The sequence below is a fragment of the Promicromonospora aerolata genome (assembly GCF_042682255.1).
GTDB lineage: Bacteria > Actinomycetota > Actinomycetes > Actinomycetales > Cellulomonadaceae > Promicromonospora > Promicromonospora aerolata.
This window is the reverse complement of the sequence record NZ_JBHUHF010000001.1, coordinates 2,517,370-2,530,220: the sequence shown is the minus strand read 5'-3', so window position 1 is coordinate 2,530,220 and position 12,851 is coordinate 2,517,370. Positions and strand designations below refer to the sequence as shown.

Annotated in this window: 12 protein-coding genes; 7 read left to right on the top strand and 5 right to left on the bottom strand. The window is 70.9% G+C overall.

The features are described from left to right. Window positions 1-5: 5 nt before the first annotated feature. On the bottom strand, window positions 6-1,091 hold the full coding sequence (locus ACFSL2_RS11405) for an IS630 family transposase (RefSeq protein ID WP_377197970.1): 1,086 nt from the start codon (window positions 1,089-1,091) through the stop codon (window positions 6-8). A gap of 378 nt (window positions 1,092-1,469) precedes the next feature. On the opposite strand from ACFSL2_RS11405, the gene ACFSL2_RS11400 reads away from it, so the two are divergent. Next, window positions 1,470-2,102, top strand: coding sequence for an NAD(P)-dependent oxidoreductase (locus ACFSL2_RS11400; protein ID WP_377197969.1), 633 nt, complete (start codon window positions 1,470-1,472; stop codon window positions 2,100-2,102). A gap of 5 nt (window positions 2,103-2,107) precedes the next feature. Continuing rightward, complete coding sequence (locus ACFSL2_RS11395; RefSeq protein ID WP_377197968.1) at window positions 2,108-2,992, top strand: oxidoreductase; 885 nt, start codon at window positions 2,108-2,110, stop codon at window positions 2,990-2,992. Here ACFSL2_RS11395 and ACFSL2_RS11390 read toward each other — a convergent pair. From ACFSL2_RS11390 to ACFSL2_RS11380, 3 genes are all read right to left on the bottom strand, one after another. Continuing rightward, complete coding sequence (locus tag ACFSL2_RS11390; protein WP_377200810.1) at window positions 2,978-3,811, bottom strand: AraC family transcriptional regulator; 834 nt, start codon at window positions 3,809-3,811, stop codon at window positions 2,978-2,980. The genes ACFSL2_RS11395 and ACFSL2_RS11390 overlap by 15 nt on opposite strands. 155 nt (window positions 3,812-3,966) lie before the next feature. After that, window positions 3,967-4,581 carry an NAD(P)H-dependent oxidoreductase gene (locus tag ACFSL2_RS11385; RefSeq protein ID WP_377197967.1) on the bottom strand — a complete coding sequence of 205 codons (615 nt, stop codon included), beginning with the start codon at window positions 4,579-4,581 and terminating at the stop codon, window positions 3,967-3,969. After that, window positions 4,578-5,639, bottom strand: a complete 1,062-nt coding sequence (locus ACFSL2_RS11380) for an LLM class flavin-dependent oxidoreductase (RefSeq protein ID WP_377197966.1) — start codon at window positions 5,637-5,639, stop codon at window positions 4,578-4,580. The genes ACFSL2_RS11385 and ACFSL2_RS11380 overlap by 4 nt, the downstream gene beginning before the upstream one ends. A 158-nt stretch (window positions 5,640-5,797) precedes the next feature. Here ACFSL2_RS11380 and ACFSL2_RS11375 point away from each other — a divergent pair, with 158 nt between their 5' ends. Beyond that, on the top strand, window positions 5,798-6,253 hold the full coding sequence (locus ACFSL2_RS11375; RefSeq protein ID WP_377197965.1) for a MarR family winged helix-turn-helix transcriptional regulator: 456 nt from the start codon (window positions 5,798-5,800) through the stop codon (window positions 6,251-6,253). Between the two features lie 42 nt (window positions 6,254-6,295). Next, complete coding sequence (locus ACFSL2_RS11370; protein WP_377197964.1) at window positions 6,296-6,670, top strand: VOC family protein; 375 nt, start codon at window positions 6,296-6,298, stop codon at window positions 6,668-6,670. Between the two features lie 105 nt (window positions 6,671-6,775). On the opposite strand, the gene ACFSL2_RS11365 is transcribed toward ACFSL2_RS11370, so the two are convergent. Next, window positions 6,776-8,479 (bottom strand): DUF1349 domain-containing protein, encoded by a 1,704-nt coding sequence (locus ACFSL2_RS11365; RefSeq protein ID WP_377197963.1) that lies wholly within the window; start codon window positions 8,477-8,479, stop codon window positions 6,776-6,778. A gap of 269 nt (window positions 8,480-8,748) precedes the next feature. Between ACFSL2_RS11365 and ACFSL2_RS11360 the strand changes: the two genes are divergently transcribed. From ACFSL2_RS11360 to ACFSL2_RS11350, 3 genes are all read left to right on the top strand, one after another. After that, window positions 8,749-9,855 carry a LacI family DNA-binding transcriptional regulator gene (locus ACFSL2_RS11360; protein ID WP_377197962.1) on the top strand — a complete coding sequence of 369 codons (1,107 nt, stop codon included), beginning with the start codon at window positions 8,749-8,751 and terminating at the stop codon, window positions 9,853-9,855. Beyond that, entirely contained in the window at window positions 9,852-11,474 is a 1,623-nt protein-coding gene (locus tag ACFSL2_RS11355; protein ID WP_377197961.1) for an FAD-dependent oxidoreductase, read from the top strand. The genes ACFSL2_RS11360 and ACFSL2_RS11355 overlap by 4 nt, the downstream gene beginning before the upstream one ends. A 67-nt stretch (window positions 11,475-11,541) precedes the next feature. Next, window positions 11,542-12,849, top strand: coding sequence for an ABC transporter substrate-binding protein (locus ACFSL2_RS11350; RefSeq protein ID WP_377197960.1), 1,308 nt, complete (start codon window positions 11,542-11,544; stop codon window positions 12,847-12,849). The last annotated feature ends 2 nt before the right edge of the window (window positions 12,850-12,851 follow it).

The window sequence follows — 12,851 nt, the reverse complement described above, 5'->3', positions numbered from 1 at the left end:
CCCTACTAGTGCTCTGCGTTTGAAGTGGTCTGACGGTTGGCTTTCTTGAGGATCTGGTCGGCGGTCTTGGTCCAGACGAAGGGATGGGCGCGGTCGTTCCAGCCGTCGATGAACTGGCGGATCTTGGCGTTGAGGTCTTTCACGGAGCCGTAGGTGCCGCGGTGGATGGTCTGGCGTTCGATGATCGAGAACCAGACCTCGACGAGGTTCATCCAGGAGGCGTGGGTCGGTGTGAAGTGCACGACGATCCGGGGGTTGGCTGCCAGCCAGGCCTTGACGGTCGGTGCCTTGTGAGCGGCGTAGTTGTCCATCACGAGGTGTAGCTCGCGGCCGGTGCCGTCGTCGGGGTAGGCGCGGGCGACCTGGCGCAGGAAGGTGAGGAACTCGGTCTGCCGGTGGCGGGGCTTGCACGCGGCGGTGACCTTCCCGGTCGCGATCTCGAGCGCGGCAAACAGGGTCGTGGTGCCGTGCCGCACGTAGTCGTGAGAACGCCGCTCGATCAGGTGGGGCTGGGTCGGAAGGACGGGCTGGGTGCGGTCCAGGGCCTGGATCTGCGACTTCTCATCGATCGAGAGAACGATCGCGTTCTCGGGCGGGTTCAGATAGAGCCCGACGACGTCGGTCACCTTCGCGACCAGCTCGGGATCGGTGGAGAACCGGAACGACTCGGCCCGCCACGGTTGGATCCCCGCTTCCCGCCAGACGGCTGCCACGGTCGCGTCGGCGATCTTCAGGTGCCGGGCCAGCAACCTGGTCGACCAGTGCCTCACCCCGTACTTCTTCGGCGGCGGCAGCAACGTGGCCGCGATCACCTTGGCCCGGTCCACCACCCGAGGACGCCCCGACCGCGGCTCGTCTACCAGGCCTGCCAGCCCTCGGTGCAGGTACCGCTCCCGCCACGCGATGACCGTCGGACGCGAGACCCCGACCCGGGCCGCGGTCTCGGTGTTCGAGTGGCCGGCACCGGCCAGCAGCACGATCCGAGCCCGCTGCGCCAGACCCGCCGGCACCGACGACGAGCGGGTCCACCGTTCCAGCTCCGCACGATCCTTCTCGCCGATCTCCAACGCCGGCGCAGGACGATTTGCCATACCTCATGATCGCAACCCACCAACCGTCAAACAACTAACCACGCGGAGCACTAGATCCCGAGTCGAACTTGTCTGAAGAGCGGCGGTTCGACCTTCTGGTCGACGAATTGATCCCGTCGATAGTCCCCCTCCTCGTCCTGGACGACTGGTCGGACCTTAGAGAAGCGATGCGTAGCACCCTGGACGGGAAGCGCGTCTTCGTGCATCAGGGCATTCGCAGTCGGATCGAAGGAAGGGTGCCCCCTGACGGTGGCGAGCGCCCCGTCGACGTCGGGCCGTTATAGACGCTCGCACATGAATTCGAGACGAGACGCTATGGAGTGCTCGTGATCGAGCGACTGAACTGGGACATGACGCGAAACACCCAGGGAGGTCGTCATGAAGATCATCGTCTTCGGAGGAACCGGCAGCATCGGAAGGCTCGTTGTCGAGCAGGCACTCGAGCGCGGTCACGAGGTGACGGTGTTCACTCGAAACACGGCATCGGTCGTCGAGGAGCAGAAACGACTCACCGTCGTCGAGGGCAGCGTCTTCGAGATCGGCGACGTCGCGCCCGCGATCGAGGGGCACGACGCGGTCGTCGTCACCCTCGGCAACGGGTCGAAGGGCGCCGTGCGGTCGAAGGGCACCGCGACCATCGTCGCGGCGATGCGACAGGTCGGCGTGCGCCGGCTCATCGTGCAGTCGACGCTCGGCGTGGGGGACAGCTGGGAGAACCTCGACTTCGTGTGGAAGCGGGTGATGTTCGGGTTCTTGCTGCGCAGGGCCTACGTCGACCACGTCGAGCAGGAGCGGGTGACCCGCGACAGCGGCCTGGACTGGACGATCGCGCGACCCGCCGCCTTCGTCGACGGTCCGCGCACCGGGCGGTACCTGCTCGGCTTCGGGCCCCGTGACGCCAAGACGTCACTCAAGATCGCGCGCGCCGACGTCGCGGACTTCGTCGTCTCGCAACTCACCGACAACGCCTGGCTCGGGCAGACCCCGGCGTTGGCCTACGAGGCGAGGTGACCGTCGTGGCGAAGTGGACCGCCGCCGACGTGCCAGATCAGCACGGGCGCACCGTCATCATCACGGGCGCGAACAAAGGCCTCGGGGCCGAGGCGACACGCGTGGTCGCGGGTGCGGGCGGGCGGGTGATCGCGGCGTGCCGCGACGTCGATCGAGCGTCCGCGTTCGCCCGGACCGTCGCCGGCGACGTCGAGGTGCGCCGGCTCGACCTCGCCGATCTGGCCTCCGTGCGGGCCTTCGCGGCCGGCATCGACGCGGACGTCGACGTGCTCATCAACAATGCCGGCGTTCTGGCAGTTTCGAAGGGGCGAACGGTCGACGGCTTCGAACGGCACATCGGCACCAACCACCTCGGGCCGTTCGTCCTCACGAACCTGTTGCTCGACCGGATCCGGGACCGCGTCGTGACCGTCACGAGCGGCCTGCACGTGCTCGGTCGGATCTCGCCCGACCTCACCTGGGAGCGTCGGCGGTATCAGCGGTGGCGTGCCTACGCGCAGTCGAAGCTCGCGAACGTGCTCTTCGCGTACGAGCTGCAACGCCGACTCGCGGGCGCGGAGCGCGACGTCATCTCGGTCGCTGCCCACCCGGGCGTCGCGGCAACCGAGGGGCAACGCCGCGACACCTCCCTGCAGGGCAAGATGCTGGCGGGCGGCCGTGCGCAGCCGCCCGCGATGGGCGCGCTACCCATCCTGTTCGCCGCAACGGCGCCGGACGTCCGCGGTGGCACCTGCATCGGACCCGACGGCCGGTTCCAGCGCAACGGCTTCCCTGCCGAGGTACGCACCAGCCGTGCCTCGCGTGACGCGACGAGCGCAGCAAAGCTGTGGCGGGGGAGCGAGCGGCTCACCGGGCTGCCCGCGCCGGTCGACGCCCTATGGCGCGAGTGATCGCGCCCGGTGCTCCTTCGGGTTCACGCCGCGCTCGCGCTTGAACGCGGTGCTGAGCGCGAAGCCGCTGCTGTAGCCGACCTCGCGGGCGACCGCCTCGACCGTCACGCCTGGTTGCAGGAGACGGTCGGCCGCGAGCGCGAGGCGCCACCCGCTCAGGTAGGTCATGGGCGGCTCGCCCACTAGCTTCGAGAAGCGCTTGGCGAGCGCCGCCCGCGAGACGCGCACGCGGGCGGCGAGCTCGGCGATCGTCCACGGGTACGCAGGATCGTCGTGCAGCAGCCGCAGGGCGTGCCCGATGACCGGGTCGCTCTGCGCGCCGTAGAGCCCGGCGCGTTCCGGTGCCTCGTGAGTGACCCAGGCGCGCAGTACTGCGACCAGCAGCACGTCGAAGAGGCGATCGAGCACGGCTGACTGGGCGGGCGCGTCCCGCACGATCTCGTCGGCCAGGATGCTGATGAACGGGGTGTCGAAGTCGACGCCGCGCACGTGGATGACGGGCGGGAGCGCGCCGACGAGGCGCTGCGTGACCTCACCGCGCACCTGGTAGCAGCCCATGAGCATGACGGTAGGGCCGTCGAGATCATTGCCCCACGCCCGCAGGCCGAGCGACCACTCGTCGTCGACGTCGCGGCCGTCCGGGCTCTCGACGCGCATGCCGGGCAGGATCACGACGTCGGGCCGGGCGCCCTGCTCGTGCGACACCACGACCGGGGCGGGCCCTCGCGCGACCGCGACATCACCCGCGTGCAGCTCGAGCGCGGGGCCTTGGTCGCCCTCGACCCAGGCTGAACCGCGCACGACCGCGATCAGCCCCAGCGGAGACTCGTCGGCCAGTCGAACCGACTAGGGCGGCGTCAGGCTCGCGCGCAGCAGGTAGGCGTCGCGGCCGCGTGGGGCGTCGAGCAGGCGTGCGAGCGCATCCATGCGTTCAGCGTAGAGGCGCTGCTGCCCATCACCCCGGCCCGGGTGCGTCAGGGTTCCTGAGCCCCGGTGGCGCGGGCACGCAGCAGGTCCACCACGTCGGTCAGCCCCACCTCGATGCGGCCGTAGACGCGGGGGTTGAGCAGCGTCGTGCCGTCGAAGTCGCCGGCGGACGCATAGAACGCTACGGGAACGGTGAGTGCCTGGAAGAACGCGAAGAGGGGCCGCAGCGCGTGCTCCAGGACGAGCGCGTGCCGGTCCGTCCCACCCGTGGCGGCCAGCAGGACGGGCTTGTTGGCGAGCGCGTACTGGTCCACGAGGTCGAAGAAGTGCTTGAACATCCCCGGGTAGGAGCCACGGAACACCGGCGCCGCCGCAACGAGGAGGTCGGCTCCCTCGGCGCGTCGGATCGTGGCCTCGACGTCGGGCGTGGCCTCCTCGCGCTCGGTCGCCTGGGTGAACCCCGGGCCGAGGCGGTAGACGTCGATCCGGGACACCTCGATCGGCAGCATCGTGCGCAGCGTGTCGAGGACGACGTCGACGAGCCCCACCGTCTTGGACTGCACGCTCGGGCTCCCGTTGACGACGACCACACGCAGCTCCCGGCCGCCGGAGGGCTGCGTCGCGGGGTCGAGGCCGACGTCGACGGCGGTGGCGGCGCTCATGCCGCGCTCTTCTCGCGCGCCGCCACCTCGCGGCGCACCACCGGTGCCACCTCGGTGCCGAGCCGCTCGATGGCCTTGAGGTGCTCGGTCTGCGGCATCCCGCCGAAGCCCATCTGGATGATCGCGCGTTCCAGGCCGTACACCTCGTGGTAGGCGAGTAGCTTGTCGATCACCTCCTGGGGGCTGCCGACGAGCAGCCCGCCCTGCGGTGACGCCTGCACGTCGAACGCGGTGCGGGGGATGAGGAAGCCGGCGCCGCGCTGGTGGTTGTTGTCCAGCATGCCCTGCGCGAAGTAGGGGTACATGCCGTCTCGCGCCTGCTGGCTGGTCCGCCCGACCAGACCGCCGGCGACGATGCTGACGGGCAGCGCCGCGGCGTCGTGCCCGGCCTGTTCGGCGGCCTCCCGGTAGAGCTCGATGGTCTCCAGGTGGAAGGTGACCGGTCCGAGCAGCAGGGCCATCGCCATCGGCAGTCCGAGGCGGCCGGTGCTGACCGCAGAGGCCGGCGACCCGCCGACGCCGACCCAGATCGGGATGGTGTCCCCGTACGCACGGGGCGCGATGTCGGCGTTGACCAACGGGGCGCGGAGGCGCCCCTGCCAGGTGAGCGGGTTCTGGTCGCGGATCTTGAGCAGCAGGTCGAGCTTCTCGCGGAACAGCTCGGCGTAGTTCCGCAGGTCGTACCCGAACAGGGGGAACGACTCGGTGTACGAGCCGCGTCCCGCGATGATCTCGGCCCGGCCCTCGGAGAGCAGGTCGACCGTGGCGAACTGCTCCCACACGCGCACCGGGTCCTCCGAGCTGAGCACGGTGACGGAGCTGGTCAGCTTGATGTTCTTGGTGTGCGCGGCGGCGGCCGCCAGCAGGATGGTGGGCGCCGACCCGACGAAGTCGGTGCGGTGGTGCTCGCCGACGCCGAAGAGGTCCAGCCCAACCTCGTCGGCGACCTTCGCCTGCTCGATCGTCTCCCGGACGCGCTGGGCCGGTGACGGCAGGGCACCCGTGGCCCGGTCCTCCGTGATCTCGCCGAACGTCATGATCCCGATCTCGAATGCCATCTCGGTTCCCTCTCCGCCGGCGGAGGCGGTGCGCCTCCCGCCGTCTCGTGGTTCGTGACGGCAACAACTTATCTGCGCACGCAGATATTCCAGCGCGGCTGCTTGTGCAGGCAGGCACCTGCTGGCCGCGCAGGTGTATTGCGGCTACCGTGCCGATCATGGCGACCGAGAGGCTGAGCGAGCTCGAGGATCAGGCGTGGCGGGGGTTCCTGCTCACCCACGACCGGATCTGGCGCGAGGTCGAGGCAGGGCTGGCGCCGCTGCACGTGAGCATGACCGAGTACAGCGTGCTGGCTCTGCTGGCGGAGGCGGGGCCCCGAGGCATGCGGATGTCGGAGCTGGCGGAGCGCCGCGTGATGACCAGCGGCGGGTTCACCCGGCTCGCCGACCGGCTCGAGGCTCGTGGGCTGATCGAGCGGCGGCGGTCCGCCAGTGACGGACGCGGCTTCGAGGCAGTCCTCACGCCCGAGGGCCGAAAGATCATGCGCAAGGCGTGGCGTCAGCAGTACGGCGACCTGCGCGCGCTCTTCTTCGACCGGCTCGACGACGACCAGCTGCGCAACCTCGCCGACGCCTGGGCCAGCCTCGACCCCGAGAACGACGAGGGGCGCTGAAATGACCGACCAGGTGTCTGAGCACGAGGGAGAGGATCGACGATGATTCGTAAGCTGCAGGCGATCGCGGTGGACTGCCCGGACGCGGTCCGGCTCGCGGAGTTCTACGCGGAGCTGCTCGGCGGGCAGATCGAGGTGGACCCGGACGACCCGGACTGGGTCGAGGTGCGCGGGTTCGAGGGCACGCCCCTGGCCTTCCAGCGGGTGGACGGCTACCACCCGCCGCAGTGGCCGGGTCAGGAGTCACCGCAGCAGATGCACCTCGACTTCGACGTGGACGACATCGAGGCGGACGAGAAGCGGGTGCTGGAGCTCGGCGCGACGGTGCTCGAGCGCACCGACCAGGTACAGGCGGACGCCAACTGGCGGGTCTACGCGGACCCGGCAGGCCACCCGTTCTGCCTCTGCGCCCACTGAGCCCGCACCGACGCTCGCCGACGTACCGGACCTTCCGGACGCCCCGCACCTGGCGCGCACGGGCCCGCGGCGGCGCCGGACACCGGGTCCGACGCCGCCGACGGGTCACGGGCAGGAGGCCAGCTGCTCCTCGTCCGGGGTGAACCGGACCCAGTCGAAGGCCGCGGTGAGCTCGGGCGTGGCCGACGGACCCCGGTAGGCGAACGGCCCGATGTCGGTCGCGGCGAGCTCGTCCGCGGGCGCGGCGCGGCCCAGGTTGACGAACGTCGCGCCGTCGATGCTGTACGAGGCGGTCAGCCACGCGCCGTGGTGGGTGATCCGCAACCACACGGTGTCACCGGTCTCGGGCGGAGCCAGGGCGGAGTCCTCCGCCGTCCACGCGTTGTTGCGGTCGACACCGTTGTTGCGCCAGACGAAGTCGAACCGCTTGCCCGCGTCCACGTGCGAGATGTCGATCCGCACCGAGTTGGCGTCGTCGCGCCGCACGATCAGGCCCGCCTGCTGGAAGTTGACCTGCGGGTCGAGCGTGACCTGCGTGGTCACCTCCCACGGTGCGTCCGGCACCGGCTGCAGCAGGAGCGGCGCCGACGTCGAGTTCCCCGGGTAGGTCGGGATGCGCCACGCGCCGTCCGCCACCACGGAGCGGTCCAGCTCACCCCGGACCGCCGTCGACCAGAGTGACCGGTCGAGCGCGTCGCCGTCGAGCCCGTCGGAGCCGGGGCCGGTGCACTCGGCGTACATCGGGTCCTCGGGCCGGGTGTTCAGAGGGTCCCGCACCCCGTCCGGGTCCAGGACGGCGTGCGCGATGGTGGTGTGCGAGCGCTCGCCGTGCTCGTAGATCAGGTGCAGCGTCCCGTCCGCCCGCACGATCTGCGGCGACGTGGCGCGCCCCGCCTCCGGCGGCGCCGGGTCGGGGACGAAGAGCGGCTCCGGCTCGCCCACCTCGGTGAACGTGCGGTCGACGGGCCGGGCGAGGATCGTGCCGACGGTGGCGCCGTACACGATGTAGTGCTGTCCCTTCCACGTCCACAGGTCCGCGGCCGACACGTTGGTGCCCTCCACGGGGCCGGGCGTCACGACCGGCTCGGGATCGACCTGCCAGTCGCGGCCGTCCGTCGACCAGGCGACGTTGATGTGTCGCACGTTGGTGTCGTAGTTCGTCATGAAGAGCATGCCCCACCGCTCGGCCGACGACCGGTCGGGATTGCGGAACACCCGCGCGTACGACGTCTCGGTGGCGTGCCGGCCCGGCTGCGCGGCATCGACCATCGCCGTCGTGACGGCCTCGCCGCCGTAGTCGAACGTCACCCCGTCGGTCGACGTCGCGTACCTGGTCACCCGGTTGTCGCCGTGGAAGTACAGGTACATCTGCTGCTCGGCGGCGTTCCACACGGCGTCGGGCGACGAGACGTGCGGGACGTCGTAGATGTCCTCCCACGTGTTCCCGACCACGGGGCTGGCCCCGTGCTGCGTCCACGGCCCGTCCAGCGAGTCGGCGTACATCAGGTTGATGCCGCCCGGGTCGTCGTGCGGCGCGTAGTAGACGTACCACTCACCGAGCGGCTCCTCCAGGTGCGCCCCGGCATGGAACACGGACGGAAAGATGAACTCCCCGTTGGGGTTGTGCGGGAGGGTCTCGTCGAGCGGGTCGACGATCGCGCCCGTCGAGGTGAAGACGGGCAGCTCGCGCCCGGGCGCCTCGTCGGAGGGGTGCGGTACGGGCGCCGCGTGGGTCACGCCGGGTACCAGCCCGGCGACGACGGCAAGGGCGGCGCCGGCGAGGGCTCGGCGCGCCGTGAGGAAAGCCATGATGCGTACTCCTTTGTCGCGGTGCCATGACGGCGTCAGCCTTCGGCGCTACCCGCTCGGGGGTCAAGGGAGGTAATGAGATCCACCAGCGGAACGGCTGATAATGCGTCCCGTCCGCCCAGGTGGGCGCCACGAGCGAGCAGTCCCGGAGCAGCACGCGGGCACCGGGCACCTATTAATAATGCGCATCATCAGATTGACCCCCTGATCCGCGACCGGTGAAACTCCAGACATCAGCCGCCGGGTCGGACCAGGTTCAAGGAGGAGCCGTGCCACGTCGACGCATCACCCAGACGGACGTCGCCGCGATGGCCGGCGTCAGCCAGGCCACGGTCTCGTTCGTGCTCAACGGCAGCACCCCGGCCGGCGTACGGATCAGCGAGGAGACCCGCCAACGGGTGCTCGACGCGATTCGCATCACCGGCTACACGGCGAACCCGGCGGCGCAGCGTCTCGCCGGCGGCGGGCTCGCACAGATCCTCGGCGTGTTCACCTACGAGGCGACGTTCCCGCGCGCCAGCCGGGACTTCTACGGACCGTTCCTCGTCGGGATCGAGCACGCCGCCGAACGGCTCGGCGTCGACCTGCTGCTCTTCACGAGCGCGCCCGTGCAGGACGGGCGCCGCCGGCTCACCCGCGAGGGCTGGCAGCGGCTCGGCGTGGCCGACGGCTGCCTCCTGCTCGGCCAGCACGAGCACCGGGGCGAGCTGCAGCACCTGCTCGACACCAACTACCCGTTCGTCTTCATCGGCAAGCGGGGCAGCGACGGCGGCCGCCTGCCCTACGTCGGCGCCGACTACGTCGGGGGCACCGTGCGACAGATCGACCGGCTCGTCCAGCTCGGGCACCGCCGCATCGGCTACGTCGGCATGCGTGGCACGGACCAGCCCACCCTCGACCGCGTCGACGGGTACCGCAGGGCGATGAAGGCACAGGGACTCACCACCCGGTTCGTCGAGCTCGACGACGTCGCCGCCACGGCGGCCGAGATCGTCGACCAGCGCTTCACCGCGGTGGTCGTGGCCCCCGAGAACCACCCCGAGGAGCTCGCCGACGAGCTCGAGCGCCGCGGCAAGCAGGTGCCCGACGACGTGTCGGTGCTGCTCCTGGGGCAGCCCCACCATCCGCGCCGCGGCGGCAGGCCCTGGTCGGGCTTCTCCGTACCGCGCGAGGAGATGGGCGCCCGAGCGCTGTACCTGCTCTCGCGCCTCGTCTCCGACGACGGCCCCAAGCGCGACCGCGAGCCGGGCCGCACCACCACGGCTGCCGATGCGGAGCTCCACCAGATCCTCGTGTGCCCGGACGTGGAGGGCGGCACCGCCGCACCTGCCCGCGACCCCCGACCAGAGACCGACAACAGGACGGACCTCGCGTGACCCCTCAAGACCTGCAGACCGACGTGCTCGTGGTGGGCGCCGGCCTCGGCGGCATCGCCGCGGCGCTCGCGGCCGCCGACCGGGGCGCGCGTGTCGTCCTCACCGAGGAGTACCCCTGGATCGGGGGGCAGCTGACCTCGCAGGCGGTCCCGCCCGACGAGCACCCCTGGGTGGAACGGTTCGGCGTGACGGCTCGCTACCGCGCGCTGCGCGACGGGATCCGGGACGTCTACCGGCGCCGGTACCCCCTGACCGCGGCGGCCCGGGCATGGCCGGCGCTCAACCCGGGCGCCGGGTGGGTCTCGAAGCTGTGCCACGAGCCACGGGTCGCCGTGGGAGTGCTCGAAGAGATGCTCGCCCCGTACCGCTCGGCGGGCCGGATCCGGCTCCTGGAACGGGTCCGGCCGGTCGCCGCCACCACGGACGGTGACCAGGTGACGTCGGTGACGCTCGCCTCTGTCGTCGGCGGCCCGGACACGACCGTGCGCGCTGCGTACACGATCGACGCCACGGAGACCGGCGAGCTGCTCCCGCTGACCGGCACGGAGTACGTCACGGGGTTCGAGTCGGCGAGCGAGACGGGGGAGCCGAGCGCTCCCGACGTGGCACAGCCCGACAACGTCCAGGCCCTCAGCGTGTGCTTCGTCGTCGAGCACGTCGACGGGGACCACACGATCGACCGGCCCGACCGGTACGACTTCTGGCGCTCGTACGCGCCCGCCGCATGGCGCGGCGAGCGGCTGCTGTCGTGGACCGCGCCCAACCCGCGCACCCTCGCGCTCGACCAGCGCACGTTCACGCCCAACCCGGGCGACGACCCGCTGGCGGTCGACGCCGACCAGTCGAAGAACGCCGGCGACGCCAACCTGTGGCTGTTCCGCCGCATCGCCGCGCGCGACCTCCATGCGCCCGGCTTCTACGACGGCGACCTGTGCCTGGTGAACTGGCCGAGCATCGACTACTTCCTCGACCACGTGCTCGACGTGCCGCGGGACGTGGAGGAGGCCCGGATCGCCGACGCCCGGCAGCTCAGCCTGTCGATGCTGTACTGGATGCAGACCGAGGCGCCCCGGGCCGACGGCGGCACGGGGTTCCCCGGCCTGCGGCTCCGCCCGGACGTGACGGGCAGCCCGGACGGTCTCGCCCAGGCTCCGTACCACCGCGAGTCGCGGCGGATCCAGGCGGTGACGACGGTCACGGAGAACGACGTCTCCTACGCGGTGCGCGGTGACCGCGGCGCCACCCGCTACGAGGACTCCGTCGGCGTGGGCATGTACCGGATCGACCTGCATCCGTCCACGGGCGGGGACACGTACATCGACGTGCCGTCGACGCCGTTCGAGATCCCGCTCGGCGCCCTGCTGCCGCAGCGGATGACCAACCTGCTCGCGGGCAACAAGAACATCGGCACCACGCACATCACGAACGGGTGCTATCGCCTGCACCCCGTCGAGTGGAACGTCGGAGAGGCCGCCGGCCACCTGGCCGCGCACTGCCTCGCCACCGGCCGGACCCCGCATGCGGTCCAGGCCAAGCCGGACCTGCTCGCCGACTACCAGGCAGAGCTGGTCGCCGCCGGCGTCGAGCTGCGCTGGCCGGACGGCGTCTACCCGTACTGACCTCCCAGGTCGGTCCGTACCGACCTGCCAGCGGCACCCCGTCGCTGATCAGTCCAAAGGAGAACTGATGTCTGCACAGCACACCCCGAAGGCCGCGGGGATCGCGGCCACGCTCGGGGCCGTACTCGCCCTGACCTCGTGCGCCGGCGGATCCGACGCGCCCGTCGGCGAGCCGGACGCCCCGTCCGAACCCGTCGACCTGCGCATGACCGTCTGGACGGCCGACGAGACCCAGCTCGGCCTGTTCCAGAGCATCGCCGACGAGTACGTCGCCGAGAACCCCGAGCTGGTCTCCAGCGTGACGTTCGAGACCATCCCGTTCGAGGACTACACGACGGCGCTGACCACCCAGCTCGCCGGGGGCAACGCCCCCGACCTGGCCTGGGTCTTCGAGAGCAACGCGCCGGAGTTCGTCTCCAGCGGGGCGCTCGTCGACCTGCGTCCGCTGCTGGAGTCCACCGAGGGCTACGCCCTGGACGACATCGTGCCCAGCTCGCTCGCCCTCTGGGAGGAGGGAGAGGGGCTGTACGCCTACCCCTTCTCCAACAGCCCGTTCGCGATGTTCGTGAACACGGACCAGATCTCCGGCGCCGGGCAGCCCGACCCGGCCGGCCTCGTCGAGTCCGGCGACTGGACGTTCGACGCCGCCCGGGACATCGCGGCCGCCACGGCCGAGGACACGGGGAAGCAGGGCCTGGTCGTGCGGGACTTCGACTACCAGACGTGGGAGAACCTGGCCACGGTGTGGTCCGGCTGGGGCGCCGCGCCCTGGAGCGAGGACGGCACCCAGTGCACCCTGACCGAGCCGGAGATGGTCGAGGCGATGACGTGGATCCACGACGCCGCGTTCCAGGAGGGGGCGATGCCCGGCCCGGGGACCACCGCCGACTTCTTCGCCGGTGACGCCGCGATGACGATCACCCAGATCAGCCGGGCGTCGTCGCTCGACGGTTCGTTCGAGTGGGACGTGCTTCCGCTGCCCGCGGGCCCCGCCGGCCAGCAGAACGTGATCGGCCAGGCCGGGATCGGCGTCTTCGCCGCCGGTGAGCACCCCGACGTCGCCGCCGACTTCCTCGCGCACTTCACCAGCCCGGAGAACGCCGAGGAGCTCGCCGCCTACTTCCCGCCGCCGCGCGAGTCGCTCCTGAACGCGGAGACCCTCGCCGCGGCCAACCCGAACCTGAGCGCGGAGCAGCTGCAGGCAGTGGTCGTGGAGGGCGTGGAGGACGCGGTGACCAAGCCGGCGCACAAGAACTTCGCCAAGATCTCGCAGACCGTGCGCGCCGAGCTCGACGCGCTGTGGACCGCGGACGCGGACGTCGAGACGGTCCTGACGGACACCTGCTCGGCGATCAGGCCGCTGATGGAGGAGTGAAC

Bases quoted from the DNA above. Each gene is read 5' to 3' on its own strand.
- ACFSL2_RS11365 (WP_377197963.1), bottom strand. From the start codon at position 8,479: ATGGCTTTCCTCACGGCGCGCCGAGCCCTCGCCGGCGCCGCCCTTGCC.
- ACFSL2_RS11375 (WP_377197965.1), top strand. From the start codon at position 5,798: ATGGCGACCGAGAGGCTGAGCGAGCTCGAGGATCAGGCGTGGCGGGGG.
- ACFSL2_RS11405 (WP_377197970.1), bottom strand. From the start codon at position 1,091: ATGGCAAATCGTCCTGCGCCGGCGTTGGAGATCGGCGAGAAGGATCGT.
- ACFSL2_RS11380 (WP_377197966.1), bottom strand. From the start codon at position 5,639: ATGGCATTCGAGATCGGGATCATGACGTTCGGCGAGATCACGGAGGAC.
- ACFSL2_RS11350 (WP_377197960.1), top strand. From the start codon at position 11,542: ATGTCTGCACAGCACACCCCGAAGGCCGCGGGGATCGCGGCCACGCTC.
- ACFSL2_RS11370 (WP_377197964.1), top strand. From the start codon at position 6,296: ATGATTCGTAAGCTGCAGGCGATCGCGGTGGACTGCCCGGACGCGGTC.
- ACFSL2_RS11400 (WP_377197969.1), top strand. From the start codon at position 1,470: ATGAAGATCATCGTCTTCGGAGGAACCGGCAGCATCGGAAGGCTCGTT.
- ACFSL2_RS11385 (WP_377197967.1), bottom strand. From the start codon at position 4,581: ATGAGCGCCGCCACCGCCGTCGACGTCGGCCTCGACCCCGCGACGCAG.